The organism is Streptomyces radiopugnans (assembly GCF_900110735.1).
Classification (GTDB): domain Bacteria; phylum Actinomycetota; class Actinomycetes; order Streptomycetales; family Streptomycetaceae; genus Streptomyces; species Streptomyces radiopugnans.
Map to the genome: position 1 here is coordinate 540,060 of NZ_FOET01000003.1, position 25,941 is coordinate 566,000.

The window sequence follows — 25,941 nt, forward strand, 5'->3', positions numbered from 1 at the left end:
CCGCCGGCTCCGGCGCCGGAAAAGGATCCGCCGGAAAGAGCGCCGGGAGGGCATTGAGGACAGAACCCGTCCCCAAGGCCTCATAGCGTCGTCATCGGTGAAGGGCCGGAAGGCGGCCCGACGACCGACGTGTGAGGAGAACCACCCATGCCCGTTCCTGTCGTTTCCGAGAACCGCGGCGACGAGCGCGGAGCCCTGCTCGCCTATCTGGACGCCCAGCGCGGCGGCATCCGCCGGGCCCTCCACGGCCTCACGGACGAGCAGGCGCGCAGCAGGCCGACCGTGAGCGCGTTCTCCCTGGCCGACATCCTCAAGCACGTCGCGGTGGGCGAGCAGAGTTCGCTGGCGACGATGCGCGGCGAGCCCTTCGACTTCGAGGCCGGCGTGAAGCGGTGGGAGGACGGCCTGGCCGTCAGGGACGACGAGACGGTCGAGGAGCTGCTGGACCTCTACGCGCGGGTGGCGCGCGAGACCGAGGAGACGGTCCGGTCGGTGCCCTCCCTCGACGACACCTTCTCGGCCCCCAAGATGCCCTGGGACGAGGGCGGACCCCGCTCCTGGCGCTGGGGCCTGCTCCACCAGATCGAGGAGACCGCCCGGCACGCCGGGCACGCGGACATCATCCGCGAGACGATCGACGGCAAGGGCGCCTTCGACCTGGTCTTCGAGACGGGCGCGCTGCCGGAACCGGACTGGTCGTCCTTCCGCTGACCTGCCGTCCGGCGACCCGCCCCCACCCCCGCCCCCGGCGACCTGCCCGTGCCCGCCGCCACCCGTCTACGCTGGTCGGCGGCGGGCACGGGCAAGGCCCGGAAGGGAACGGTGAGGTCGGCGGTGTCGGCGATCCGGTTGCTGGTGCTGGGGGCTGTCCGCCAGCACGGGCGGGCACACGGCTACCAGGTCCGCAACGACCTGGAGTTCTGGGGCGCGCACCAGTGGTCCAACGCCAAGCCGGGCTCGATCTACCACGCGCTCAAGCAGATGGCGAAGCAGGGCCTGCTGACCGCCCACGACACCGAGCCGAGCACGGCCGGCGGCCCGCCGCGCACCGAGTACGAGCTGACCGGCGCCGGCGAGGCCGAGTACCACCGGCTGCTGCGCTGGGCGCTCACGGCGCACGACGAGAAGCCGGACGTGCTCACGGCCGGGGTCGGCTTCATCGTCGACCTGCCGCGCCGGGAGGCGATCGAACTGCTCAGGCGGCGCGTGGCGGCGCTGGAGGAGTGGAGTGCCGAGGTCGCCGGGGAGTGGACGCCCCCGGGCGCCCCGGACGAGTGGGGCCACATCGGCGAGATCATGAGGCTGTGGGTGCACAACGCCGCCAGCGGCGCGGAGTGGACGCGGGGCCTGATCGAGCGCCTGGAGGGCGGCGCGTACGTAATGGCGGGCGAGGGCGAGCGGTCGGTGGAGGTGCTGCCCGCAGACGCGGACGACCCGCACGCCGGGCGTCCGCACGACCGCCCCCGCGGGTGATGGCGGGGCCCGCCGCCGGGCCCCGGCGGCTGCAACGCATCTCACACCGGACGGACACCTCCACGTCCCCTCCCGGCAGGGCGCCCGGCCGTATCCTCGCTGAGGGGAACGGACATCTCCCGCCGTGATCGGGAAATCCGAGGTCCGTGCGAGAAGACGACTGGAGGCGTGAGGAGCGGCGAGTTTGGCCCCGGAGACCACGAGGAACAGCACGGTGACCGAGACCGTCCGTCCGGAGGACCGCAGGTCCGCACCGGAGGAGAGCCACAGCGCCTTCGCCCCGCCCTCCGGCGTACCGCTGTCGTCCCCGTACTCCGAGGACGAGCACCCCACCTCCGAGTTCGCCGTGCCCGAGGGGCTGAGGCCTCCCGCGTCGCCGCCGGAGGACGAGCACCCCACCTCCGAGTTCGCCGTGCCCGAGGGCGTGCGCAGGGCGGCGTCCCCCGAGCCCGGGTCCGCCTTCACCCCGCCCGACGGCATCCCGGTGATCGACAACCTGGTGCGGCCGGGCGCGCCCTGGCAGGACCGGATGCGCACCATGGTCCGGATGCCGCTGGGCGAGCGGCCGGTGCCCGAGCGCCCCCGGCGCACCGACGAGGAGGACACCGACACCGGGCCGTCGGCGCCGCGCGTACTCGACCTGACCCTGCGCATCGGCGAGCTGCTGCTCGCCGGCGGCGAGGGCGCCGAGGACGTCGAGGCGGCGATGTTCGGGGTGGCCCACGCGTACGGGCTGGACCGCTGCGAGCCGACGGTCACCTTCACCCTGCTGACGATCACCTACCAGCCGTCGCTGGTGGACGACCCGGTCTCGCTGAGCCGTACGGTCCGCCGCCGCGGCACCGACTACAACCGGCTGTCGGCGGTCTACCGCCTGGTGGCCGACATCACCGACGGCGACGTGACGCTGGAGGAGGCGTACGGCCGCCTCGCCGAGATCCGCCGCAACCGCCACCCGTACTCCAAGGGCGCGCTCACCGTGGCCAGCGGTCTGCTGGCGGGCGCGGCGTCCACCCTGGTGGGCGGTGGCTGGGTGGTCTTCCTCCTGGCCGCGATCGGCGCGATGCTCGGCGACCGGCTCGCCTGGTTCTTCTCCCAGCGCGGAATGCCGGAGTTCTACCAGTTCGTGGCCGCGGCGATGCCGCCCGCGGTGCTGGGGGTGCTGGTCCAGCTGTTCGCCGCGGACCTCGGCCTGGCCATCAGAGCCTCCGCGGTCGTCACCGGCGGCCTGTTCCCGCTGATCCCCGGTAGAGCGCTGGTGGCCGCCGTGCACGACGGGCTGACCGGCTTCTACATCACGGCCTCGGCCCGCCTGCTGGAGGTCGTCTACCTGGTCGTCGGCATCGTCTGCGGCGTGCTGCTGGTGCTCTACATCGGCGCCGAGATGGGCGCCCAGTTCGACCCGGAGGGCCTGGACATCCGCAGCCGGCCGCTGCTCCAGCTCCTGGCGGCGATGCTGCTGGCCCTGACCTTCTGCGTCCTCCTCCAGCAGGAGCGCTCCACCGTGCTGCTCGCCACGCTCAACGGCGGCGTCGCCTGGCTGGTGTACGGCGCGATGGCCGACACCGGCGGGATCGACCCCGTCGCGGCGACCGCGGCCGCGGCGGGCCTGGTGGGCCTGTTCGGGCAGCTGATGTCGCGCTACCAGTTCGTCTCGGCGCTGCCGTACATCACGGCGGCGATCGGCCCGCTGCTGCCCGGTAGCGCCATCTACTTCGGGCTGATCGGCATCGCCCAGGGCGACCTGGACCACGGTCTGCAGAACCTGTCGCGGGCCGCGGCCCTGGCGCTGGCGATCGCGATCGGCGTCAACCTGGGGAACGAGCTGGCCCGCCTGTTCATCAAGGCGCCGGGACAGGAGAGCCCGCTGCCGGGGCGGCGCGCGGCCAAGCGCACCCGCGGCTTCTGACCCGGCCCCGGGACGTACGCCCCGGGACGCGTACGCCCTGGGGCGTGCCCCGAAACGGAACGCGCCCCGGGACGTACGCGGCGCGGCGGCCGCGTGCGTCCCGGGGCACGTGGGGGCCGGGCCCGCGGGAGGCGGGCCCGGGGGGTTCGGCGGCCCGGTGCCGGCGGCTCAGTGGTGGCCGCCGCCCGACGCCTCCAGGCGCTTGATCGAGGCCTCGACCTCGGCCTCGGCGTCGGCACGGCCGACCCAGTCCGCGCCCTCGACCGACTTGCCGGGCTCCAGGTCCTTGTAGACCTCGAAGAAGTGCTGGATCTCCAGCCGGTCGAACTCGCTCACGTGGTGGATGTCGCGCAGGTGCTCCATGCGCGGGTCGGACGCGGGCACGCACAGCAGCTTGTCGTCGCCGCCGGCCTCGTCCGTCATGCGGAACATGCCGATCGCCCGGCACTTGATGATGCAGCCGGGGAAGGTCGGCTCCTCCAGCAGCACCAGCGCGTCCAGCGGGTCTCCGTCCTCACCCAGGGTGTTGTCGACGAAGCCGTAGTCGGCCGGGTACACGGTGGAGGTGAACAGGTGCCGGTCGAGCCGGATGCGACCGGTCTCGTGGTCCACCTCGTACTTGTTCCGCGAACCCTTCGGGATCTCGATGACGACGTCGAACTCCAAGGGAGACTCCTCCGTATGCTTCAGCACTCGTCAGTGGCCCGGGGGCTTCCCCCGGAGAGCGGCGATGTGGTGGTTAAGTGTCCCTCACGCAGGCGTGTGGTCGCGAAAGGGGCTGGTCCGAGGTGCGGGACACGTGGCGGGTGGTGGCCGGTTCCGCCGCCGCCGGACTCGCGGTCGCGGTGACGGCTGTGGCTGTCGCCGGACCCTGGGACTCCGGCCAGCGTACGGCCGAGCGGGCCCGCGCCGCCCACTGGGACCGCCACAGTGGCGCGGAGCACATCGGAGCGGGCCTCCCCGGCGGCCCCGCCCCGGCGCCCAGTGCCGCCGAGGTGCTCACCGCGCTGGGCGCCGCGCCCGCGGGTGAGGACGGGGACGACCGGGGCGGCCGGAGCGGGAAGGACGCACCGGACCCGGGCGAGGCCCCCGCCCCCGCGCCCGCCGCGCTCGCCGACGCCCTCCACCCGCTGCTGGAGGACGGCGCCCTGGGCACGCTCCGCACCGCCTCGGTGCTGGACGTGGCCACCGGGCGGGAGCTGTACGGGGCCAGGGCCGGCCGGGACGTCGTACCCGCCTCCACCGTCAAGATCGCCACGGCGGTCGCCGCGCTGTCGGCCCTGGGACCGGACCACCGCATCCCCACCCGGGCGGTGTGGGACGCGGAGGGCGAGCGGGTCTTCCTGGTCGGCGGCGGCGATCCCACGGTCACCCCCGCCGTCCTGCGGAGGCTGGCCGACACCACCGCCCGGGAACTGGCGGAACGCGGCGCGAAGCGGATCACGCTGGCCCACGACACCTCGCTCTACTCCGGCCCCGCCCGCCATCCGATCGGGCCGAACGAGAACATCGCGCCGGTCAGCGCGCTGATGGTGAACGAGGGCCGCCTCGACGACAGCACCCGCGGGCCCGCCCCCCGCTCGGACGACCCGGCCCGGGACGCCGCCGAGGTCTTCGCCGACCGCCTGCGCGAGCGCGGCGTCGACATCGAGCACCCCGAGCACCCCGAGCGCGCCCGCAAGGCCCCGAAGGGCGCCGACGAGCTGGCGGTGCACCGCTCCGCGCCACTGGCCGAACTGGTCGAGCGGATGCTGCTCCACAGCGACAACGACATCGCCGAGGCCCTCTTCCGGCAGACCGCCGTCGCGCGCGGCGAGCCCGCGAGCTTCGCCGGCGCCGGACGCGCGGTGCGCGCACAGCTCGCCGGGTACGGCGGGGCGCTGCCGCTCGAGGGCGCCCGCTTCGCCGACGGCAGCGGGCTCGACCGGAGCGGCAGGATCTCCGCGGGACTGCTGACCCGGCTGCTGGCCCTCGCCGCCGATCCCGCCCGCCCCGAGCTGCGGCCCGTGCTGACGGGGCTGCCCGTGGCCCGCTTCAGCGGCACGCTCGGCGGCCGCTACGACGACGAGGCGACCCGCACCGGCGCGGGCCTGGTCCGCGCCAAGACCGGCACGCTGACCGGGGTCAACACCCTGGCGGGCACGGTCGTGGACGCCGACGGCAGACTCCTGGCCTTCGCGTTCACGGCGTCGGGCACCACCGACCGCCAGGGCGCCCACGAGGCCCTGGACCGCCTCGCCGCCGTCCTGGCCGGCTGCGGCTGCCGCTGACCGGCCCGGACCGGCGGTTCCCCACGGGCCCGCCGTCCGGTGCCGCCGTCCGGGTCAGGCGTGACCCGCCGCCCCGCGGGCACCCTTGCCCGGGCACCGGTCCGCTCCCGTTCGGGGGCACCGGCACGTACGGTGAAGTCATGACGAGCCTCGGTGGTGTGGAGATGGTCGACTGGAATCTCGCGGTGGCGACCGCGACCCGGCTCGTGAAGCCCGGGCCCGAAGTGAGCCGTGAGGAGGCGCGGGAGGCCGTGGCCGAGCTGCGGCGGCACGCCTCGGCGGCCGAGGAGCACGTACGCGGCTTCACACGGATGACGCCCGACGGCGCCGCGGACACCCCTGTGCTCGTCGTGGACCGGCCCGGCTGGATCCGGGCCAACGTGGCCGGTTTCCGCGAGCTGCTGTCGCCCCTGCTGGGCAAGATGCAGGCGCGGCGCGGAGGCGGCCCCGGCAACGCGGTGCTCGGCGCGGTCGGGGGAAAGGTGACCGGCGTCGAGGTCGGGATGCTGCTGTCGTTCATGGCCTCGCGCGTCCTGGGCCAGTACGAGACCTTCGCCCCGCCCACCCGCGACCTGCCGGGCGCCCCGGGCGAGGGCGGCGGGCGGCTGCTGCTGGTCGCGCCGAACATCGTGCACGTCGAGCGCGAGCTGGACGTCGACCCGCACGACTTCCGGCTGTGGGTGTGCCTGCACGAGGAGACCCACCGCACCCAGTTCTCCGCCGTGCCGTGGCTGCGGGACCACATCGAGGGGGAGATCCACGCCTTCCTCGGGGAGACCGACATAGAGCCCTCCGCGCTGCTGGAGCGACTGCGCGAGGCCTTCCAGTCGCTGGCCGGGAGCGGCCGCCCGGAGCCCGGGGACGACGGCGAGCAGGACGGGGGGCGCAGTTTCGTCGAGCTGGTGCAGACCCCGGCGCAGCGCGAGGTCCTCGGCCGCATCACCGCCGTGATGTCGCTGCTGGAGGGGCACGCGGACTACGTGATGGACGGCGTCGGGCCCCAGGTGGTCCCGTCGGTCGCCGAGATCCGCGAGAAGTTCCAGAAGCGCCGCGCGGCCGGCGCCGGCCGCCTCGACCAGGCGCTGCGCAGGCTGCTGGGGCTCGACGCCAAACTGCGCCAGTACCGCGACGGCGAGCGGTTCGTGCGGGCGGTGGTGGAGGAGGTCGGGATGGACGGCTTCAACCGTGTGTGGACGTCCCCCAACACGCTGCCCACCAAGGCCGAGATCGCCGAGCCGGCGGAGTGGATCGCGAGGGTGCACCGGAAAGCGGACTGATGACCGCCGAACGCCGGGACAATCACTCTTGCGAGGGACCGTCGGCGACGGGCGCGCGTGCGATGCTCAGGGATACAGCACTTCTCTGTCACCATCGACGCACTCAGCGTAGTCATCGACTGCGCGGTCACGACTCCCCGAGGAAGTGAACGGACATGGGTCCCCATCCCGCGGTCGCCGCGATACGCCTGGCGGTTCGCCGCACACTCCGTGACGTGCTCCAGGACGCCCCCGGCGGCTCCCCCGGTTCTCCCGGCCCCCTCGCCCCGCACCGGCGCCCTCCGCTCGTACTCGTCGCCTGCTCCGGCGGCGCCGACTCGATGGCGCTCGCCTCCGCCCTCGCCTTCGAAGCCCCCCGCCTCGGCCTGCGGGCCGGGGGCCTCACCGTCGACCACGGCCTCCAGCCCGGCTCCGACGACCGGGCCCGGGAGGTCGTCTCCCGCCTCGCCGAACTCTCCCTCGAACCGGCCGAGGCCCTCACCGTGGCGGTCGGCCGCGACGGCGGCCCCGAGGCCGCCGCCCGCACCGCCCGCTACACCGCCCTCGACGAGGCCGCCGACCGCCTCGGCGCCGCCGCGGTCCTCCTCGGGCACACCCGCGACGACCAGGCCGAGACGGTCCTGCTCGGCCTGGCCCGGGGCTCCGGCACCCGCTCGCTGTCCGGGATGGCCGCCGTCTCCGGCTCGCCGGCCGGGCGCCGGGGCGTCCGGCACCGCTATCTGCGGCCGTTCCTCGCCGTGGACCGGCAGACCACCCGCAAGGCGTGCATGGTGCAGTCGCTGCCGGTCTGGGACGACCCGCACAACGCCGATCCCGCGTTCACCCGCTCCCGGGTGCGCCACGACGCCCTGCCCGCACTGGAGAAGGCGCTCGGCAAGGGCGTGGTCGAGGCGCTGGCCCGCACCGCGCAGCTCTCGCGCGACGACGCCGACGCACTCGACGCCTGGGCCCGCGAGGCCGAGCGGGAGGTCCGCACGGAGCTTCCGCCGTCCCGGGCGGACGGGGACGGCGGAGGCGGCGGGGGCGGCAGGGGCGGCAGGGGCGGCGATGTCGCGAATGTCGCGGATCTCACAGGGGGATCCGGATCCGCCCTGGACGTCACCCGGCTCGGCGCCCTGCCGCCCGCCGTCCGCCGGCGCGTGCTGCGCCGCGTGGCGGTCGCGACCGGCTCCCCGGCGGGCTCGCTGTTCGCCCGTCACATCGAGGAGGTGGACCGGCTGGTCACCGACTGGCACGGCCAGCGGGCCATCAGCCTGCCCGGCCGGGTGGCCGCCCTGCGGCAGGGTGGCACACTGGTCATCCGGCAAGTGTGATCCCCGACCGAGAGCAGCAGGGTGGACGACAAGGACATGGGCGCCGACCTCAAGTCGGTGCTCATCACCAAGGAAGAGATCGACGCGAAGCTGGCCGAGCTGGCGGAGGCGATCGACGCGGAGTACGAGGGCGAGGACCTGCTCCTGGTCGGGGTCCTCAAGGGCGCGGTGATGGTCATGGCGGACCTCGCCCGGGCCCTGTCCTCACCGGTCACCATGGACTGGATGGCGGTGTCGTCCTACGGCGCGGGCACCCAGTCCTCCGGTGTGGTCCGGATCCTCAAGGACCTGGACACCGACATCAAGGGGCGGCACGTCCTGATCGTCGAGGACATCATCGACTCGGGTCTGACGCTGTCCTGGCTGCTGTCGAACCTCGGCTCGCGCGAGCCCGCCTCGCTGAACGTCTGCACCCTGCTGCGCAAGCCGGACGCGGCGAAGGTGGCGATCGACGTGAAGTGGGTCGGCTTCGACATCCCCAACGAGTTCGTCGTCGGCTACGGCCTGGACTACGCGGAGAAGTACCGCAACCTGCCGTTCGTCGGGACGCTGGCGCCGCACGTCTACGGAGGCTGACGGGCCCGGGCGGACCCGGGGCGCCGCACGGGAACGTTCGGGGGGCCTCCCGGCGTTGGAAAGGGCGGACGGGATACCCAGCCGTCCGCCGGCGGCGCCCGCCTCGGCGGTGCTTCGGGCCGTGATCCTGGGGTACCGTCCGAAGGTCGGTCTGTTGAGGCAATCTGTTCGTAGGCCGAGCAAGCCGGAGTAATACACCGTACGCACAGGCGATCTCACCCGGGGTCGCGGTGCCTCACTGTGGCAGGAGGGACGGGGCGCGCGCCGCCCCGTGTGGATGGACGTGAAGCGCTACTTCCGTGGTCCCGTCATGTGGATCGTGCTGGCCGCCCTCGCCGTGGTCGTGTTGATGAACGTCGTCGGCTCGTCCGGCGGCTACAAGACGGTGGACACCGGCCAGGTCGTGCAGGCGATCAACGAGAACAAGGTCAGGTCCGCCGAGCTGACGACCGGCGACGAGCAGACCGTCAAGGTCGAGCTCGCCGAGGGCACGAAGATCGAGGGCAGCGACAAGATCAAGGCCAGCTACATCGGCGACCAGGGCGTCGACCTGGCCAAGCAGTTGCAGTCCAAGTACCAGGACGGGCAGATCAAGGACGGTTACACCGTCTCGCCGCAGAAGCAGAACCCGTTCCTCGGGATGCTGCTCTCGCTGCTGCCGTTCGTACTGATCGTGATCGTCTTCCTGTTCCTGATGAACCAGATGCAGGGCGGCGGCTCCCGGGTGATGAACTTCGGGAAGTCCAAGGCGAAGCTGATCACCAAGGACACCCCCAAGACGACCTTCGCGGACGTCGCCGGCTCGGACGAGGCGGTCGAGGAGCTCCACGAGATCAAGGAGTTCCTCCAGGAGCCCGCCAAGTTCCAGGCCGTCGGCGCCAAGATCCCCAAGGGCGTGCTGCTCTACGGCCCGCCCGGCACCGGCAAGACGCTGCTCGCGCGCGCCGTCGCGGGCGAGGCGGGCGTCCCGTTCTACTCGATCTCCGGCTCCGACTTCGTCGAGATGTTCGTCGGCGTCGGCGCCTCGCGCGTGCGCGACCTGTTCGAGCAGGCCAAGGCGAACGCCCCGGCGATCGTCTTCGTCGACGAGATCGACGCCGTCGGCCGCCACCGCGGCGCCGGCATGGGCGGCGGCCACGACGAGCGCGAGCAGACGCTGAACCAGCTCCTGGTCGAGATGGACGGCTTCGACGTCAAGGGCGGCGTCATCCTGATCGCCGCCACCAACCGCCCGGACATCCTCGACCCGGCGCTGCTGCGCCCGGGCCGCTTCGACCGGCAGATCGCCGTGGACCGACCCGACATGCAGGGCCGTCTGGAGATCCTCAAGGTGCACGCCAAGGGCAAGCCGATGGAGCCCGACGTGGACCTGTCCGCGGTCGCCCGCCGCACCCCCGGCTTCACCGGCGCGGACCTGTCCAACGTGCTCAACGAGGCGGCGCTGCTCACCGCGCGCAGCGACAAGAAGCTGATCGACAACCACTTCCTGGACGAGGCGATCGACCGCGTCGTGGCCGGACCGCAGAAGCGGACCCGGATCATGAGCGACAAGGAGAAGAAGATCACCGCGTACCACGAGGGCGGCCACGCCCTGGTCGCGGCGGCCTCGCCGAACTCCGACCCCGTCCACAAGATCACCATCCTCTCCCGCGGCCGGGCGCTGGGCTACACGATGGTCCTGCCCGACGAGGACAAGTACTCCACGACGCGCAACGAGATGCTCGACCAGCTCGCGTACATGCTGGGCGGGCGCGCGGCCGAGGAACTGGTCTTCCACGACCCGACCACCGGCGCCGCCAACGACATCGAGAAGGCGACCGCCACGGCCCGCGCCATGGTCACGCAGTACGGCATGACCGAGCGGCTGGGCGCGATCAAGTTCGGCTCCGACAACTCCGAGCCCTTCCTGGGCAAGGAGATGGGCCACCAGCGCGACTACTCCGAGGAGGTCGCCGGGCTGGTGGACGAGGAGGTCAAGAAGCTGATCGAGACCGCCCACAACGAGGCGTGGGAGATCCTCGTCGAGAACCGGGACGTCCTGGACAACCTGGTGCTGGCCCTCCTGGAGAAGGAGACCCTCGGCAAGGAGGAGATCGCCGAGATCTTCCGCCCGGTCGTCAAGCGCCCGCCGCGCCCGGCCTGGACGGGCTCCGCGCGCCGGATGCCCTCCACCCGCCCGCCGGTCTCCACCCCCAAGGAGCTGGCCCTGACCAACGGCTCGCAGCCGGGCCAGGAGAAGGGCAAGGAGATCGGCCCGACGGACACGGCGCTCTCCAAGGAGACCCGTCTGCCGTCCGACGAGCCCCGGCCGGAGAGCTGACCGCGGCTCCCCGGCGCCGGCCCCCGGGCCGGCGGTGAGGCCCCGAGGAATGCCCGCCGCGCCCCTCCGGTTGACCACCGGAGGGGCGCGGCTTTTCGCCACCCGCAATCGAGAAAGAGGACCACATGATCGACCCGGTGACGCTGGAGGGCGACGGCTCCGTCGGAGAGTTCGACGAGAAGCGCGCCGAGAACGCCATACGGGAGCTGCTCATCGCGGTCGGCGAGGACCCCGACCGCGAAGGCCTGCGCGAGACCCCGGCCCGGGTGGCCCGGGCCTACCGGGAGATATTCGCGGGCCTGCGGCAGCGGCCGGAGGACGTCCTGACCACCACCTTCGACCTCGGCCACGACGAGATGGTCCTGGTGAAGGACATCGAGCTGCTGTCCTCCTGCGAGCACCACCTGCTGCCCTTCCACGGAGTGGCGCACGTCGGCTACATCCCGGCCGACTCCGGCAAGATCACCGGCCTGTCGAAGCTCGCCCGGCTGGTGGAGGTCTTCGCCCGCCGCCCCCAGGTCCAGGAGCGCCTGACGACGCAGATCGCGGACTCGCTGATGGAGATCCTGGAGGCGCGCGGCGTGATCGTCGTGATCGAGTGCGAGCACATGTGCATGACGGTCCGCGGCGTCCGCAAGCCCGGGGCCAAGACCATCACCTCCGCGGTCCGCGGCCAGCTCCGCGACTCCACCACGCGTGCCGAGGCGATGAGCCTGATCATGGCCCGCTGACCGCGCGCCACCCGACGGGGCGTCGGCGGGTAGGGGCCCGTGGAACGCCTACGCTGGACTGCATGAGTACCTTGCGCGTCCCCCGCGGGGAAGTGGCCGGACTGCCGGCATGGGACCGGTGCGCGGTCATGGGCGTGGTCAACGTCACGCCGGACTCCTTCTCCGACGGAGGCCGCTGGTTCGACGCCGGGGCCGCGGTCAAGCGCGGCCTGGCTCTGATCACCGAGGGCGCCGACCTGGTCGACGTGGGCGGCGAGTCCACCCGGCCCGGCGCGACCCGCGTGGACGAGGCCGAGGAGCTGCGCCGGGTGATCCCGGTGGTCCGCGAACTGGCCCGCGAGGGCGCGGTGATCAGTGTGGACACCATGCGGGCGTCCGTCGCCGAGCGGGCGGTGGAGGCCGGCGCCCGGATGGTCAACGACGTCAGCGGCGGGCGCGCGGATCCGCGCATGGTCCCGGTGGTCGCCGCCGCCGGGGTGCCGTACGTGGTGATGCACTGGCGCGGCCAGAGCATCGACATGAACGACCGGGCCGTCTACACCGACACCGTCGCCGAGGTGATCGGCGAGCTGCGCGCCGCCCTGGACCAGGCGGTGGCCGGCGGGATCGCCCCGGAGCGGATCGTGGTCGATCCCGGGCTGGGCTTCGCCAAGCAGGCCGCCCACGATCTGGCCCTGGTGGACGCCACCGCCCGGCTGCGCCGGGAGCTGGGGCGGCCGGTGCTGGTCGCGGCCTCCCGGAAGCGCTTCCTGGGCCGGGTGCTGGCGGGCGACGGCGGTGAGGCGCCGCCCGCCCGGGAACGGGACGCGGCCACCGCCGCGGTCTCGGCGCTCGTGGCGCGCGAGGGCGCCTGGGCGGTACGGGTGCACGAGGTGCGGGCGAGCGCGGACGCGGTCCGGGTGGCCCGGGCCCTGGAGGGAGCCAGGTGAGCGGAGAGGCCCGTACGGACGTCGAGGCCGTGGAGGCGGCCAACGCCGCGCTGTACGACGCGGTGGAGCGCGGCGACCTGGACGCCCTGGCCGACAGCTGGCTCGGCGGTGAGATCAGCGTCGTGCACCCGGGCTGGCCGGTGCTCACCGGACGCGACGAGGTGCTGCGCTCGTACGCGCTGATCATGGCCAACACCGAGTACATCCAGTTCTTCCTGACCGACGTCGAGGTCTCCGTGGCGGGGGACACCGCCCTGGTGACCTGCACCGAGAACATCCTCAGCGGCGGTCCCGCCGAGGAGGACGGCTCGGCCGGCCCCCTGGTCGGCGGCCTGGTGGTCGCCACCAACGTCTTCCGCAGGACGGAGGACGGCCGCTGGCGGGTGTGGGCCCACCACGGCTCCCCGGTCCTCGTGGAGGAGGAAGAGGACGACGAGGCCGGCGGGGACGAGGGCATCGACGGTGTCGGCGGCGAGGGCGGGACCCTGCTCTGACCGCCGGTCTGAGAGAGTGGCCTCGTGTCCGGTGGGACCGGCACCGGCTCCGGCCGGTGCCGGTCCCACCGGACACGAGGGCGCGGGGCGCGGAGGCCACCGGCCCGCCGCCGCATCCGTACGACCGACGGGAGTGAGAGCGCGTGGACCGTGTCGCGTTGCGCGGACTGAGGATCCGCGGGCATCACGGGGTGTTCGAGCGGGAACGGGAGCAGGGACAGACCTTCGTGGTGGACCTGGCGATGGGCCTGGACACCCGCCCCGCGGCCGCCGGGGACGACCTCGCCAAGACGGTGCACTACGGCATCGTCGCCGAGGAGGTCGCCGCGATCGTCGGGGGCGAGCCTGTCGACCTGATCGAGACCCTCGCCCAGCGGATCGCCGACCAGTGCCTGACGCACGACGCGGTGCGCGAGGTGGAGGTCACCGTCCACAAGCCCGAGGCCCCCGTCACCGTCCCGTTCGACGACGTGACCATCACCATCAAGCGGAGCCGCGTATGACGCCGAACAGCGACCCGACCGTACAGCCGGTGCCCGCCTCGGTGGTGCACCAGGTGGACGCGGCCGATGTGACCCTGCACAACCCCAAGCGCGCCGTCGTGGCGCTCGGGAGCAACCTGGGCAACCGCATGGAGACGCTCCAGGGGGCGATCGACGCGCTGGAGGAGACCCCGGGGGTGCGGGTCAAGGCCGTCTCACCGGTGTACGAGACCGAGCCGTGGGGCGTGGAGCCGGGCAGCCAGCCCTCCTACCTCAACGCCGTCGTCCTGCTCAGGACCACCCTGCCGCCCGGTTCGCTGCTGGAGCGGGCCCACGCCATCGAGGAGGCCTACGCGCGGGTCCGCGACGAGCACTGGGGCCCGCGGACGATCGACGTGGACATCGTGGCGTACCAGGACGTCGTCTCCGATGACCCGGAACTGACCCTGCCCCACCCCCGGTGCCACGAGCGCGCCTTCGTCCTGGCGCCGTGGCACGATGTGGACCCCGGGGCCGAGGTCCCCGGGCACGGCCCGGTTGCGGACCTCCTCGGCGCCGTGGGCCGGGAGGGCGTGGTGCGCCGGGGGGACCTGGAACTGAGCCTGCCGGAGTGACCGGCCGCGGCGCGGCCGGGCCCGGCGGGTCCGGGCTCCGGGATTGTGGACGGCGCCGTACGGGCAAGGTTCTCCGGCGGCCTCGACGCGGTTTCGACGATGCTGTTTGGGCGGTGCCGCCCCCAGGGGGCGCCGAGTGACGTGGGGAGTCCCGTGAGGGAGCTACGTATCAGGACGCTGGCCGGCATCTTCGCGCTCGCGCTGGTGCTGTCCTGGGCAGGGGCCCGGATGTGGGACGCGCTGGGCACCCTGCCCGCCGTGCCCGTCGCGGCCCCGATCGTGCTGGCGGTGATCGCCACGGTCCTGACCGCCACCGCGCTGTCGATCCGCGCCCGGCTGCGCGCCCAGCGCGAGCGGCGGCCCGGCGCCAAGGGCGTGGAGCCGATGATGGCCGCCCGCGCCGTCGTCCTGGGGCAGGCCAGCGCGCTGGTGGCCGCCCTGGCCGCGGGCGCGTACGGCGGTGCGGGCCTCTACCTGCTCCTCGGTGCCATGGACGTGCCCGCCCGCCGGGACCAGGCGGTCTACGCGGGCCTGTCGGTGCTGGCGGGCGCGGCGGTGGTGGCGGCCGCCGTCTTCCTGCAGCGGGTGTGCAGGCTCCCGGAGGACGACGAGGAGCCCCCGCCCCCGGCCGCCGCGGCGGCCTGAGGGCTCCGGGGGACCCGGGGGCCCGGACCTGGGACCCGGCTGGGGGGCGGACCGGCGATGGACGAGGACGTGTACGCGGAACTGCCGGCGGTGGCGATCGCCGGTGCGGTGGCGCGGCGCGAGACGTCCGCCGCCGAGGTGGTGGAGGCGGCCCTGGGGCGGATCGCCCGCCTGGAACCGGCGCTGTGCGCCTTCCGGGAGGTGTGGGCGGACGGGGCGCGGGCACGGGCGGCCGAGGTGGACCGCAGGGTCGCGGCGGGCGGGCGGCTGCCGCTGGCGGGAGTGCCGATCGGGGTGAAGGCGGGGGCGGGAGGCCCGGACGGGACACCGGCCGAGCCGGTCCGGCGGCTGCTGGCGGCCGGATGCGTACCGGTCGGGGCGACCTCCGTGCCCGGGCCCGGTACGCCGTGGCGGACCTGGGGCCTGGGCGCCGGCGGCCGCACCGCCAACCCCTGGCGCCGGGACCGGTCGCCCGGGGGGTCGTCCGCCGGTTCGGCGGTGGCGGTCGCGGCCGGGATGGTGCCGATGGCCACCGGAGCCGACGGCGCCGGCTCGGTGCGCATCCCGGCGGCGTGGTGCGGGGTGCTCGGGCTGAAGACGACCAACGGGCTGCTGCCCGCGGCGGACCGCTCCGGCCTGGCCGCGCCCGGTGTCCTCGTCCGGTGCGCCGCGGACCTGGAGGCGTGGCTGGAGTGCGTGCCCGGTGTACGCGCCCGGGACGTGGGCGGCAGCGCCGGGGGGAGGGCCGGCGGGCCGGTGGCGGCGGTGTGGTCGCCGGACCTGGGGTTCGCCGAGAGCGACCCGGAGGTCGTCCGGGTGGCGAGGGCGGCGGCGGAACGGCTGGCCGCGGCGGGCGCCGTACGCCTGGAGCCCCCGGCGGCGGAGGCCGTACTGCCGGACCCCGGCCCGGCGTGGCTCGCCCTGCGCGCCCCGGACGGGGACCGGGCGGCGGCGGAGCGGGCGCGGGCGGAGAACGGCGCGCGCCTCGACGCGCTCCTCTCCGGCGCCCGGCTGCTGCTGACCCCGGCCACCCCCAACCGGCCCCACGGCCACGACGGTCCGGGCGACCGGTACAGCACGGCACTGACCTGGGCCTTCAACCTCAGCGGCCATCCGGCGGTCAGCGTCCCGGCGGGTTTCACCGGCGACGGCTGCCCGGCCGGGCTCCAGATCGCGGCCGCCAGGGGAGGGGAGGCGCTGCTCGCCTCGGTGGTACGGGCGGCCGAGGGCGCGGGCCTGCGGGCACTCCCGCCCCCGAGGGCGTGAACCGGCGCCGGGGGCGCCACCTGTCCAACGGCGCGCGCCCCCGGTTATGGTCCCTACGTGGAGGACATCCTGGAACCACCGGACCTGAAGGCCGAGGCCCACCCCAGCCGCCGCTTCCAGGAGCGGCTGCTGGAGAACCCGGGAGACCGGGCCGCCTGGCAGGGCCTGCGCGCCTCCTACGACCGGATGGCCGAGGAGTGGCGGGAATGGACCGACGAGCAGCGCGGGTACGACCTCCCCGTCCGTGAGGGGCTGCGCCGTGTCCGCCCCGCCGAGTGGGCCGTGGAGATCTGCTGCGGCACCGGTGAGGCCACGGAGGCGGTCGCCGGCGCCGTGCCGTCGGTGGTCGCCTGCGATCTGAGCCTGGAGATGCTGCGCCGCCGCGTGGACGTGCCCGGGGTGCGCTGGGTGGCGGCCGACGTGCGGTCACTACCCCTGGGAACGGGGCGTGTTCCCTTGGTAGTGTCGCTCAACGGGGTCTTCAACCCCTCCGAGATCGTGCGGGTGGTCAGGCCCGGCGGCCAGTTGCTGTGGTGCACGTCCTTCCGCGCGGGGACACCGCTGTACGTACCGCCGGAGCGGATGCACCGGCTGCTGGGCGAGGGATGGACGTCCGAGGGCGGCCGCGCCGGACACGGGGAGTGGACGCTGTTCACCGCGCCCGGGTGAGCCCGGCCGTACGCGCGGGGCACGCCGTACGCGCCGCACAGGCTGTCCGCGCGCCGCGCGCCGGGCGCCGTACGCACGGTCCGGACGTGAGCGGGGGACACAGGGGGCCTGGTCGTCGTGCAGGTGGTACTCATCGCGCCGTTCCTCATGCGGTTCCGGTTGTGCGCCAACACCTTCGGGGGCGAGGTCGGCAGGGCGCTGAGGGAGGCGGTCGCCGAGGCCGTGCCGGGCTTCTCGCCCCAGGCCGAGGGGCCGGACTCCCCGCTGCTGTTCGACTACCACATGTCCACCGGCGGCTCCCGGCTCAGCGGCAAGAGGACCGTCGGCACGGTCGAGGTGGAGGGCGCCGGGCTGCTGTGGTGCCGCTTCGAACCCAGCGGCTACTGCTACGTCATGCAGACCGTGGAGGTGCCGGACAAGGGGGAGATGCACCGCCGCGAACGCGAACTGGTGGAGCGGGTCAACCCGCACATAGCGCGGTGGACGGAGGGCGTCTCGGAGCGCATGCTCGCCACCGGGCGGGTCGACCCCGTGGACGGGGCGGAGATGGACCCCGGCCGGCTGCTGTGGTGGCACCGGGTCCTGATGGACCCGCCGCGCGGCCAGGAGCCGGGCGCCACCCGCGTCTACGGCGTGGAGCGCAAGATCCACGACGACGCGCACCTGCGCTTCGGGGACGGCTTCACCACCCTCGTCCGCCTGCCCCGGCACCGGATCAACGAGGTGCTGGAGGGCGTGATGGCGGCCACCAGCGAGTGGATCGCGGTGGACGAGGCCAACCGCCTGGTGTCGGCCCGGATGCTCCGGCTCAACGACACCCGCTGGGACCGCGTGGCTGACGTGGACCGGCAGTTCACCGCCTCCCTCAAGCTCAGCAAGGACCTGGCCCTGCGCGAGATGGTGCGGCTGGAGGAGAGCCGCTACACCGTCAACGCGGGCGCGGTGGTGGTGGACGCGGCCATGGAGCGGTGGGCGATGGAGCGCGAGCGCGGGGTGCTGGAGGTCCAGCTCCAGTCGCTGCGCGACATCCTCGACTTCCACCGCAACATGACGCAGTACCGGCGCGACGAGCGCCGCAACCGGCTGCTGTTCGTCTTCACGGCGATCGCCCTCTTCCAGTCGGTGCTGGTCTGGTACGACTTCGCCCACGAGTCCAACAACACCCTGGGCCCGGCGGCGCGGTTGACCGTGGTCAGCACCATCGCCGTGCTCACCGTGGTCGTGGTGGTCTCCTCGCTGGCGGTACGGCGCCGGGAGTGAACCCGGGCCGTCCGGTGGCCGCCGGCTCGGGGACGCGACCGTGACGACCGGTGCTCCCCCGATAACGAATGAGGGACGGACAGTGCCTCGGAAGGCGGCGTACAAGGTAAATTCCAGGCCATGCCACGAGGACGCCACCGCCACGCGCCGCCCCTGCACCGGATGCTCGTGCCGTCCGCCGTGGCGGCCGTCGCACTCGTCAGCGCGGCGGCCTCGTGGCTGGTCGGCGAAACGGCCGATCCCGGCGTGGTGGTACTGCGCCTCCTGGCCGCGGCGGCCGCCGCGGCGGCCGTCACCGGGGCCGTGCTGCTGCGGCGGTGGGACAGGGAGGCCGGCCGGCGGGTCGGCGAGGTCAGGGCGGCCAAGGCCACGGCCGAGTGGCGGGCCGAGGAACGCCAGGCCGAGCTGGAGACCGAGCTGGAGGAGTCCCTGGAGATACGCCGGAAGACGGAGGACACGCTCCGGCGCAAGCGCACCGAACTGGAGAGGCTGCGCACCGAGCACGCCGCGCTGCTGCGCCGGTACGCCACCGCCGAGACCGAGCGGGCCAGCGCACTGGAGGGGCGGCGGCAGCTCGCCCTGGAGGCCGCCGGGCCCGCGAAGGCGCTCACCACCGGGGCGGCCGACCACCGCAGGGCGTCGGGCGCGCCCACACCGCTCACCTACCTCCAGGCGGACGAGGCGCTCAGGCGGCTGCGGGTCAACGCCGCCCGGCAGCGGGAGCGGGAGGAGCGGGAGAGGCGCGGCCGGGACGGGGCCGCGCGGGAGGCCGCGGCCGTGACGGCCGCCGAGCCGGACGCCCCGCGGCCGCCCGAGCCGCCCCTGTCGGCGCCGCCCCGTACGGCACCACCGCAGCCGCAGCCGGCACCGCGGCCCCGGACGCCGCAGCAGGGCGGTACGGCGGGAGCGGGGACGGGGGAGCCGTACGGGCAGGGCTCCGGGAGCCGCGGGAGCGGCGCTCCCAAGCGCGGCGGATTCGACTTCTTCGGCACCCAGGGCACCCGGAAGCGGCGCAGGGCGCCGGAGACGCAGGACCCCGCGGCCGGCTCCTCCGAACAGGAGGACGACCGGGGCCGGGGCGGCGACCTTGGCGGCACCCCCGGTGACGGCGGCCCGGACGACGGCTCCGCCCCCGAGAGCACGCACCCCGGAACCACGGCCCGCGCCGCCTCGCCCGCCGTCGCGGGCAAGGTCATCGACCTGGGCGAACCCGGCGGCGACGAGAGCGAGGACGGGGACTCCCCTCCCGCGGACGGGGACGGGGACGGGGACGGAGGCGGCGGTACGTCGCGGCATGCGGGCCCGGTCAGGGGCCTGCGCCGCGCCCGGCCCGCCTGACCCGGCCGCCCGCCGGGCCGCCCCGTCCGGCCGGCACTAGGTGAGCCAGCGCTCCGGCCGCGCCCGGCGGCGCCCGGTGCGGGAGCGCTCGGCCTGGGCGGCCACCAGCGCACGGGCCTCCTCCACCGCCCGCAGCCGGGCCGCCACCGTGCCGTTCGCACCGTGGTCGACGTGGACGTCCGCCAGCTCGAAGGCCCGCTCCCAGGGGCCCTGGGTCAGGCGTACGCTCTGCACCTTCGCGTGCGGGACCAGCGACAGCGTGCGGCACAGCAGCCCCTTGCGGGAGGCGAACACCGTCTCGGTCACCCCGTGGCCGTATCCCCGCCACCACAGCGGGACGACCCAGCGGGCCCGGCGCGGCACCGGCGCCAGGGAAGCCGCCGCCTCGGCCGGGTCGACGCCGGGAAGCACCCGCGCCAGTACGCCCCGGGCCGTCTCACGGGTGGCGACCGGCAGCAGCAGGCCGCCCTCGTTGCCCCCGGCGGCCACGTCCAGCTCCACCCGCACCCAGCCGCGCCGCCGCCACAGCCACGGCTCGACGATCCGGACGGCCTGGACGCGGCCGGGCGGGACGGTGGCGTGGGCGCGGTCCAGCAGCCCGTGGTCCAGCCGCATCCCGTCCGGCGACTCGGCGACGACCCAGTCGAACTCGGTGAGGAAGCGCCCCACACCGCTGCGCCACACACCGCTGAGCAGCGGCACCGCCACCGCCAGGCCGGGCCAGAGACTGCCGCTCGCCCACCAGACCAGCGCGGGCACGGCCACCGCCGCGGCCAGCGTGCCCCAGACGCTGCCGAGCAGCAGCAGTGAGACGACCAGCATCCGCGTGCCGACCCGCACCAGCTCCCGGGCGGGCGCCTCGCCCGCCTCCGCCGCCGCCTCGGGGGCCATCCCCGCGGCCCGCGCCAGCAGCTCGGCGCGGAGCGCGACGGCGTCCCGCTCGCCCAGGAACGCCAGCTCGTCCTTCTTGGCCGTGCCGACCACGTCCAGCTTGAGCTTGGCCACGCCCACGATGCGGGCCAGCAGGGGGCGCCCCACGTCGATCGCCTGGAGACGGTCCAGCCGGATGTGGGCCACGCGCCGGAACAGCAGGCCCGTGCGGATGCGCAACTCGGTCTCGGTGACGGTGTAGCTCGTCATCCACCAGGACAGGAAGCCGTACGCGGCCGCCGCCGGCAGCAGCAGCGCCAGGACCGCCAGCAGCCGGCCGGCCGTCAGGGACTCCACGCCCTGCCGGGCCCGCTCCGGGTCCTGCGCGGCGAAGGCGAACAGCGCGGCCAGCGGCGCCCACGCCCGCCGCCACGGGGTGACCGGGTGCAGCCGCCTGCCCTCCGGGCGCTGGAGCAGTGCCATCACAGCCCCGCCGAACGGGCCTCGCCCAGCTCGGTGAGCCGGTCGCGCAGCCGCTCGGCCTCCTCGGGGGCGAGTCCGGGTATGTGCGCGTCGGTCGTCGCCGCGGCGGTGTGCAGTTGCACCCGGGCCAGCCCGAAGTACCGCTCCAGCGGCCCCGAGGTGACCTCCACCAGCTGCATCCGGCCGTAGGGCACGACGGTCAGCTCGCGCCATATCACCCCGCGGGCGATCAGCAGGTCGTCGTCGCGCTCGGCGTACCGCCAGGAGGCCCAGTTGCGGGCGATCGCCCTCCATCCCCACAGCGCGGCCGCCGCCGGCGCCGCGGCGAGGACGGCCCACCACGGACCGGCGGCCAGCCACAGGACCGGCCCCAGCACCGCGACGAGCGGCACGGACACGGCCGTCAGCAGCGTTCTGCGCATCCGCAGCAGCCCGCGCTCGACGCCGCGCCACCGCTCGGCGCCCTCCGGCTCCCCGGGCCGCGTGGTCTGTCCGGCCTGCCCGGTCCGGTCGGTCTCCCCGTCGGACGGCCCCCCTGTCAGCTGACTCATGGGACAAGGGTAGGCGGCGGTGGTGACGGTGCGTATCCACCGCGGGGAGGAGGGACCGGGGGGAGGGGAAGGGGAGAGGGGCCGCCCTCCCGGCGGAGCTGCCAGACTGAGGAGCATGAGCGATCCCGGTACCAACGCCGAGCCCGCCGCGTCCGCCGAGCGCCCCGGCAGCGCCGCCGCCGTGACCACCGTCGGCATCGGCGGTGCGGCGGAGAGCACCGACATGGTGCTCAACATCGGTCCCCAGCACCCCTCCACCCACGGCGTGCTGCGGCTGAGGCTCGTACTGGACGGCGAGCGGATCAGCGCGGCCGAGCCGGTGGTCGGCTACATGCACCGCGGGGCGGAGAAGCTGTTCGAGGCACGCGACTACCGGCAGATCATCGTCCTGGCCAACCGCCACGACTGGCTGTCGGCCTTCTCCAACGAACTCGGCGTCGTCATGGCCGTCGAGCGGATGCTGGGCATGGAGGTCCCCGAGCGGGCCGTGTGGGCGCGCACCCTGCTGGCGGAGCTGAACCGGGTCCTCAACCACCTGATGTTCATCGGCTCCTACCCGCTGGAGCTGGGCGCCATCACGCCCATGTTCCACGCCTTCACCGAACGCGAGGACCTCCAGCGCGTCATGGAGGAGGTCTCCGGCGGGCGCATCCACTACATGTTCAACCGGGTCGGCGGCCTCAAGGAGGACCTCCCGGCGGGCTGGCTCGGCCGCACCCGGCAGGCGGTGGCCGCCGTCCGCGCGAAGCTGGGCACCTACGACCGGCTCGTCCTCGGCAACGAGATCTTCCGCGGCCGCACCCGCGGCGTGGGCGTGCTCGCCCCCGAGGCCGTCCACGCCTACGGGGTGAGCGGCCCCATCGCCCGCGCCTCCGGCGTGGACTTCGACCTGCGCCGCGACGAGCCCTACCTGGCGTACGGGGAGCTGGCGGACGTGCTGCGGGTCGTCACCCGCGCGGAGGGGGACTGCCTGGCCCGCTTCGAGGTGCTGCTGGAGCAGACCCGCAACTCCCTCGACCTCGCCGACGCCTGCCTGGACCGCCTCGCCGGCCTGCCGCCCGGCCCGGTCAACCAGCGGCTGCCCAAGGTGCTCAAGGCCCCGGAGGGCGCCACCTACGCCTGGACGGAGAACCCGCTCGGCATCAACGGCTACTACCTGGTCTCCAAGGGCGAGAAGACCCCGTACCGGCTCAAGCTCCGCTCCGCCTCGTACAACAACGTCCAGGTGCTGTCCGAGCTGCTGCCGGGCACGCTGGTGGCCGACATGGTGGCGATCCTGGGGTCGATGTTCTTCGTCGTCGGCGACATCGACAAGTGACGGTCCCGGCGAGGGGGGCGGCGACGGGCCCGGTGAGGGGGCCGCGGCGCTGGCGGGAGGCGGCCGAGGAGGCGCTCTACGGCCCGGAGGGCTTCTTCGTGCGCCACGCCCCCGCCGCCCACTTCCGCACCTCCGTGCACGCCTCGCCGCTGTTCGCGGGCGCCGTGGCCGAGCTGCTGCGGCGCGTGGACGAGGTGCTGGGGCACCCCGGCGAACTGGCGCTGGTCGACTACGGGGCCGGCCGCGGCGAGCTGCTGACCGGCGTGCTGGCGGCGCTGTCCGGGCAGCCCGGCTCGCTGGCCGCCCGGGTGCGCCCCCACGCCGTCGAACGCGCCCGGCGCCCGGACGGGCTCGACCCGGCCATCGCCTGGTCCGCCGACCCCCCGCGCGGCGTGAGCGGGCTGCTGTTCGCCAACGAGTGGCTGGACGACGTCCCCGTGGACGTCGCCGAGACCGGCGTGGACGGCGTCCCCCGCCACGTCCTGGTGGACGCCGACGGCACCGAGCACCTGGGCGGGCCGGTGACCGGCGAGGACGCCGGGTGGCTGGCCCGCTGGTGGCCGCTGCCGCCCGAACCGGGGCTGCGCGCCGAGATCGGCCGCCCCCGCGACGCGGCCTGGGCGCGGGCGGTGTCCTGCCTGGAACGCGGGCTGGCCGTCGCCGTCGACTACGCCCACACCCGCTCCGCCCGTCCCCCGCTGGGCACCCTCACCGGCTACCGCGACGGCCGCGAGGTGCGGCCCGTCCCCGACGGCCGGTGCGATCTGACCGCCCACGTGGCCCTCGACGCGTGCGCGGCGGCGGCCGAGCGCGCCGGCGCCCCGCGGACCGGCCCGGGCCTGCCGCTCTCCCAGCGCGAGGCGCTGCACGCCCTGGGCGTGAGCGGCGCACGGCCGCCGCTCGCCCTGGCGTCGAGCGACCCGGCCGGGTACGTGCGGCTCCTGGGCCGCGCGGGCGAGGCCGCCGAGCTGACCGACCCGGCGGGCCTGGGCGCCTTCACCTGGCTGCTCCAGCCCCGCGGGGCCCCGCTGCCTCCACCCTGGGGAGTACACGGGGAGACGGGGGATCGGCCGTCCGGTTGACCCCGGCGCGTGCCCGGTCTGCCTACGCTGGGTTATGTGCACCGGCTCTACGAGTTCCTACGCAGGCATCCCACCCTGGTCGACGGGGCGTGGGCCGCCGTCCTGCTGGTGATGTCGGGCGTGTGGCTCGTCGGGATCATGACGCATCCGCCGTCGGCCGATTCGCTGGGACAGGGGGACGTGCAGCAGGCCGCCTCCGTCCCGATCGCCCTCGCGCTGTGCACCGTGGTGGCCCTGCGCCGCCGGGCGCCGGAGAAGATGCTGCTGCTGGCCACCGGGGCGGGGCTGGCGGAGGTGGTGACGGGCGCGTTCCCGGTGCCGGCCAACTTCGCGCTGCTGGTGATCGTCTTCACCAACGCCTCCCGCAACGTCCGCTGGGCCTCCCGCTTCGCCCTCGCCGGAGCCCTGACCGCGCCCACCGTCCACACCCTGCGCTGGCCCAACGAGGGCCAGGGCACCGCCGCCGCGGTGCTGGGCACGGTCTTCCTCACCGCCACCTTCCTGCTGGCCTGGGTGCTGGGCGACTCGCTGCGCACCCGGCGCGCGTACTACGCGCAGCTGGAGGAGCGGGCCGCCCGCCTGGAGCGGGAGCGCGAGGCGCAGGCCAAGGTCGCCGTCGCCGCCGAGCGCGCCCGGATAGCGCGCGAGCTGCACGACGTGGTCGCGCACAACGTCTCGGTGATGGTCGTCCAGGCCGACGGCGCCGCCTACGTCATGGACACCGCGCCCGAGCAGGCCCGGCAGGCGCTGGAGACCATCTCCGGCACCGGGCGCCAGGCGCTGTCGGAGATGCGCAGACTGCTGGGCGTGCTGCGCACCGGGGAGCACTCCGAGAGCGGCGAGTACGTGCCCCAGCCCGGTGTCGAGCAGCTCGCCGACCTCGTCGAGCAGGTGCGCGGCGCGGGCCTGACCGTGGACTTCCGCGTCGAGGGCACCCCCCGGCCGCTGCCCAGCAGCGTCGAGCTGACCGCGTACCGCATCGTGCAGGAGGCGCTGACCAACACCCGCAAGCACGGCGGCCCGGACGTCGGCGCGACGGTGCGGCTGACCTACGGCGCCGACGACCTGACCCTGCTGGCCGAGGACGACGGCCGCGGCGCGCAGCGCGAGCTGTACGAGGTCGGCGGGCTGGACGGCCTCGGCCAGGGGCTGATCGGGATGCGCGAGCGCGTCGGCATGGTCGGCGGCAGCCTGGACGCCGGACCGCGGCCCGGCGGCGGCTTCCGGATCAGCGCGGTGCTGCCGCTGAAGAGCACCGGGTGAACGGCCCCGCGCGGAGCGCACCGCCCGCCGCACCGTCCGACGGCGCCGTCCGCCGCCGCGCCGTCCTGCCCGACGAAACAGCCCCAGGGGAGACCATGACCGTCCGTGTGATGCTCGTCGACGACCAGGCGCTCCTGCGCACCGGCTTCCGCATGGTGCTGGACGCCCAGCCGGACATGGAGGTCGTCGCCGAGGCCGGGGACGGCGCCGAGGCGCTGGAGAAGCTCCGCGCCACGGCCGTGGACGTGGTGCTGATGGACGTGCGGATGCCCCGTCTCGACGGGGTCGAGGCCACCCGCCGCATCTGCGAGGGGGGCGAGGGCGGCCCCGGCAGTCCCCGGGTGCTGATCCTGACCACCTTCGACCTCGACGAGTACGCCTTCTCCGCCCTGCGGGCCGGGGCCGGCGGCTTCCTCCTCAAGGACGTGCCGCCCGGCGAGCTGCTGGCCGCGATCCGCGCCGTCCACAGCGGCGACGCGGTGGTCGCCCCCTCCACCACCCGCCGCCTCCTCGACCGCTTCGCCTCCCTGCTGCCCGCCGCATCCGAACGGCCCGCCCCCAAGGAGCTGGAACGGCTGACGGACCGCGAGCGCGAGGTGCTGCTGCTGGTGGCCCAGGGACTGTCGAACGGCGAGATCGCCCGGCGCCTGGTGCTCTCGGAGGCCACCGTCAAGACGCACGTGGGCCGCATCCTCACCAAGCTGGAGCTGCGCGACCGGGTGCAGGCGGTGGTGCTGGCCTACGAGACGGGGCTGGTGCGGGCGGGCGGCGGGGGCGCCTGAGGGCCGGCGCTCCCGGAGGGTCCCGG

25 protein-coding genes are annotated in these 25,941 nt (G+C 74.6%); 22 read left to right on the forward strand and 3 right to left on the reverse strand.

Annotated features, from left to right (window positions below):
* The first annotated feature begins 147 nt into the window (after positions 1–147).
* From BMY40_RS09925 to BMY40_RS09935, 3 genes are all read left to right on the forward strand, one after another.
* Positions 148–711, forward strand: coding sequence for a DinB family protein (locus BMY40_RS09925; protein ID WP_093657640.1), 564 nt, complete (start codon positions 148–150; stop codon positions 709–711).
* 123 nt (positions 712–834) lie between these two features.
* Positions 835–1,473: a PadR family transcriptional regulator gene (locus BMY40_RS09930; RefSeq protein WP_093657642.1), complete on the forward strand. Its 639-nt coding sequence runs from the start codon at positions 835–837 to the stop codon at positions 1,471–1,473.
* A gap of 214 nt (positions 1,474–1,687) precedes the next feature.
* Positions 1,688–3,382: a threonine/serine exporter family protein gene (locus BMY40_RS09935; RefSeq protein WP_093657644.1), complete on the forward strand. Its 1,695-nt coding sequence runs from the start codon at positions 1,688–1,690 to the stop codon at positions 3,380–3,382.
* Positions 3,383–3,550: 168 nt separating this feature from the next.
* On the opposite strand, the gene BMY40_RS09940 is transcribed toward BMY40_RS09935, so the two are convergent.
* Positions 3,551–4,048, reverse strand: coding sequence for an inorganic diphosphatase (locus tag BMY40_RS09940; RefSeq protein ID WP_093657646.1), 498 nt, complete (start codon positions 4,046–4,048; stop codon positions 3,551–3,553).
* A 122-nt stretch (positions 4,049–4,170) separates the two neighbouring features.
* Between BMY40_RS09940 and dacB the strand changes: the two genes are divergently transcribed.
* The 15 genes from dacB to BMY40_RS10015 all read left to right on the forward strand — a co-directional run bounded on the left by dacB (position 4,171) and on the right by BMY40_RS10015 (position 19,566).
* On the forward strand, positions 4,171–5,652 hold the full coding sequence (gene dacB, locus BMY40_RS09945; protein WP_245769971.1) for a D-alanyl-D-alanine carboxypeptidase/D-alanyl-D-alanine endopeptidase: 1,482 nt from the start codon (positions 4,171–4,173) through the stop codon (positions 5,650–5,652).
* Between the two features lie 140 nt (positions 5,653–5,792).
* Positions 5,793–6,929, forward strand: a complete 1,137-nt coding sequence (locus BMY40_RS09950; protein ID WP_093657650.1) for a zinc-dependent metalloprotease — start codon at positions 5,793–5,795, stop codon at positions 6,927–6,929.
* A gap of 155 nt (positions 6,930–7,084) precedes the next feature.
* On the forward strand, positions 7,085–8,242 hold the full coding sequence (gene tilS / locus BMY40_RS09955) for a tRNA lysidine(34) synthetase TilS (protein ID WP_093657652.1): 1,158 nt from the start codon (positions 7,085–7,087) through the stop codon (positions 8,240–8,242).
* Between the two features lie 36 nt (positions 8,243–8,278).
* Positions 8,279–8,818, forward strand: a complete 540-nt coding sequence (gene hpt / locus BMY40_RS09960) for a hypoxanthine phosphoribosyltransferase (protein WP_093657861.1) — start codon at positions 8,279–8,281, stop codon at positions 8,816–8,818.
* A 277-nt stretch (positions 8,819–9,095) separates the two neighbouring features.
* Entirely contained in the window at positions 9,096–11,138 is a 2,043-nt protein-coding gene (ftsH, locus tag BMY40_RS09965) for an ATP-dependent zinc metalloprotease FtsH (RefSeq protein WP_093657863.1), read from the forward strand.
* 125 nt (positions 11,139–11,263) lie between these two features.
* Positions 11,264–11,869, forward strand: a complete 606-nt coding sequence (gene folE / locus BMY40_RS09970; RefSeq protein WP_093657654.1) for a GTP cyclohydrolase I FolE — start codon at positions 11,264–11,266, stop codon at positions 11,867–11,869.
* A gap of 62 nt (positions 11,870–11,931) precedes the next feature.
* On the forward strand, positions 11,932–12,798 hold the full coding sequence (gene folP, locus BMY40_RS09975; protein WP_093657656.1) for a dihydropteroate synthase: 867 nt from the start codon (positions 11,932–11,934) through the stop codon (positions 12,796–12,798).
* Complete coding sequence (locus BMY40_RS09980) at positions 12,795–13,292, forward strand: nuclear transport factor 2 family protein (RefSeq protein WP_093657658.1); 498 nt, start codon at positions 12,795–12,797, stop codon at positions 13,290–13,292. Before folP ends, BMY40_RS09980 begins: the two co-directional genes overlap by 4 nt.
* Before the next feature lie 143 nt (positions 13,293–13,435).
* A complete protein-coding gene (gene folB / locus BMY40_RS09985) occupies positions 13,436–13,795 on the forward strand; it encodes a dihydroneopterin aldolase (RefSeq protein ID WP_093657660.1) in 360 nt (119 codons plus the stop codon).
* Entirely contained in the window at positions 13,792–14,388 is a 597-nt protein-coding gene (folK, locus tag BMY40_RS09990) for a 2-amino-4-hydroxy-6-hydroxymethyldihydropteridine diphosphokinase (protein ID WP_093657662.1), read from the forward strand. The genes folB and folK overlap by 4 nt, the downstream gene beginning before the upstream one ends.
* Positions 14,389–14,541: 153 nt before the next feature.
* Positions 14,542–15,033, forward strand: coding sequence for a DUF3180 domain-containing protein (locus BMY40_RS09995; protein WP_093657664.1), 492 nt, complete (start codon positions 14,542–14,544; stop codon positions 15,031–15,033).
* A gap of 57 nt (positions 15,034–15,090) precedes the next feature.
* Positions 15,091–16,299 carry an amidase family protein gene (locus BMY40_RS10000; protein WP_093657666.1) on the forward strand — a complete coding sequence of 403 codons (1,209 nt, stop codon included), beginning with the start codon at positions 15,091–15,093 and terminating at the stop codon, positions 16,297–16,299.
* A 57-nt stretch (positions 16,300–16,356) separates the two neighbouring features.
* Positions 16,357–16,968: a class I SAM-dependent methyltransferase gene (locus BMY40_RS10005; RefSeq protein WP_093657668.1), complete on the forward strand. Its 612-nt coding sequence runs from the start codon at positions 16,357–16,359 to the stop codon at positions 16,966–16,968.
* A gap of 117 nt (positions 16,969–17,085) precedes the next feature.
* Entirely contained in the window at positions 17,086–18,228 is a 1,143-nt protein-coding gene (locus BMY40_RS10010) for a hypothetical protein (RefSeq protein ID WP_093657670.1), read from the forward strand.
* Between the two features lie 120 nt (positions 18,229–18,348).
* The gene (locus BMY40_RS10015; RefSeq protein ID WP_143071754.1) at positions 18,349–19,566 is read left to right on the forward strand and encodes a hypothetical protein; all 1,218 of its coding nucleotides are present in this window, start codon (positions 18,349–18,351) and stop codon (positions 19,564–19,566) included.
* 36 nt (positions 19,567–19,602) lie between these two features.
* On the opposite strand, the gene BMY40_RS10020 is transcribed toward BMY40_RS10015, so the two are convergent.
* Together BMY40_RS10020 and BMY40_RS10025 are read right to left on the reverse strand one after the other, a co-directional pair.
* Entirely contained in the window at positions 19,603–20,919 is a 1,317-nt protein-coding gene (locus tag BMY40_RS10020) for a PH domain-containing protein (RefSeq protein WP_093657674.1), read from the reverse strand.
* Positions 20,919–21,470, reverse strand: coding sequence for a PH domain-containing protein (locus tag BMY40_RS10025; protein WP_093657676.1), 552 nt, complete (start codon positions 21,468–21,470; stop codon positions 20,919–20,921). Before BMY40_RS10025 ends, BMY40_RS10020 begins: the two co-directional genes overlap by 1 nt.
* Before the next feature lie 223 nt (positions 21,471–21,693).
* On the opposite strand from BMY40_RS10025, the gene BMY40_RS10030 reads away from it, so the two are divergent.
* From BMY40_RS10030 to BMY40_RS10045, 4 genes are all read left to right on the forward strand, one after another.
* Positions 21,694–22,788, forward strand: a complete 1,095-nt coding sequence (locus BMY40_RS10030; protein WP_093657865.1) for an NADH-quinone oxidoreductase subunit D — start codon at positions 21,694–21,696, stop codon at positions 22,786–22,788.
* A gap of 32 nt (positions 22,789–22,820) precedes the next feature.
* Positions 22,821–23,870 (forward strand): SAM-dependent methyltransferase, encoded by a 1,050-nt coding sequence (locus tag BMY40_RS10035; protein ID WP_177213938.1) that lies wholly within the window; start codon positions 22,821–22,823, stop codon positions 23,868–23,870.
* A 36-nt stretch (positions 23,871–23,906) separates the two neighbouring features.
* Complete coding sequence (locus BMY40_RS10040) at positions 23,907–25,133, forward strand: sensor histidine kinase (protein WP_094030694.1); 1,227 nt, start codon at positions 23,907–23,909, stop codon at positions 25,131–25,133.
* 95 nt (positions 25,134–25,228) lie between these two features.
* Positions 25,229–25,915 (forward strand): response regulator, encoded by a 687-nt coding sequence (locus tag BMY40_RS10045; RefSeq protein WP_093657680.1) that lies wholly within the window; start codon positions 25,229–25,231, stop codon positions 25,913–25,915.
* Positions 25,916–25,941: the final 26 nt, after the last annotated feature.

What these genes read in the sequence shown, in the direction of transcription:
- BMY40_RS09925 (WP_093657640.1), top strand. Translation starts at nt 148, where the DNA reads ATGCCCGTTCCTGTCGTTTCCGAGAACCGCGGCGACGAGCGCGGAGCC.
- BMY40_RS09950 (WP_093657650.1), top strand. Translation starts at nt 5,793, where the DNA reads ATGACGAGCCTCGGTGGTGTGGAGATGGTCGACTGGAATCTCGCGGTG.
- tilS (WP_093657652.1), top strand. Translation starts at nt 7,085, where the DNA reads ATGGGTCCCCATCCCGCGGTCGCCGCGATACGCCTGGCGGTTCGCCGC.
- hpt (WP_093657861.1), top strand. Translation starts at nt 8,279, where the DNA reads ATGGGCGCCGACCTCAAGTCGGTGCTCATCACCAAGGAAGAGATCGAC.
- ftsH (WP_093657863.1), top strand. Translation starts at nt 9,096, where the DNA reads ATGGACGTGAAGCGCTACTTCCGTGGTCCCGTCATGTGGATCGTGCTG.
- folE (WP_093657654.1), top strand. Translation starts at nt 11,264, where the DNA reads ATGATCGACCCGGTGACGCTGGAGGGCGACGGCTCCGTCGGAGAGTTC.
- folP (WP_093657656.1), top strand. Translation starts at nt 11,932, where the DNA reads ATGAGTACCTTGCGCGTCCCCCGCGGGGAAGTGGCCGGACTGCCGGCA.
- folK (WP_093657662.1), top strand. Translation starts at nt 13,792, where the DNA reads ATGACGCCGAACAGCGACCCGACCGTACAGCCGGTGCCCGCCTCGGTG.
- BMY40_RS10000 (WP_093657666.1), top strand. Translation starts at nt 15,091, where the DNA reads ATGGACGAGGACGTGTACGCGGAACTGCCGGCGGTGGCGATCGCCGGT.
- BMY40_RS10015 (WP_143071754.1), top strand. Translation starts at nt 18,349, where the DNA reads ATGCCACGAGGACGCCACCGCCACGCGCCGCCCCTGCACCGGATGCTC.
- BMY40_RS10020 (WP_093657674.1), bottom strand. Translation starts at nt 20,919, where the DNA reads ATGGCACTGCTCCAGCGCCCGGAGGGCAGGCGGCTGCACCCGGTCACC.
- BMY40_RS10025 (WP_093657676.1), bottom strand. Translation starts at nt 21,470, where the DNA reads ATGAGTCAGCTGACAGGGGGGCCGTCCGACGGGGAGACCGACCGGACC.
- BMY40_RS10030 (WP_093657865.1), top strand. Translation starts at nt 21,694, where the DNA reads ATGGTGCTCAACATCGGTCCCCAGCACCCCTCCACCCACGGCGTGCTG.
- BMY40_RS10045 (WP_093657680.1), top strand. Translation starts at nt 25,229, where the DNA reads ATGACCGTCCGTGTGATGCTCGTCGACGACCAGGCGCTCCTGCGCACC.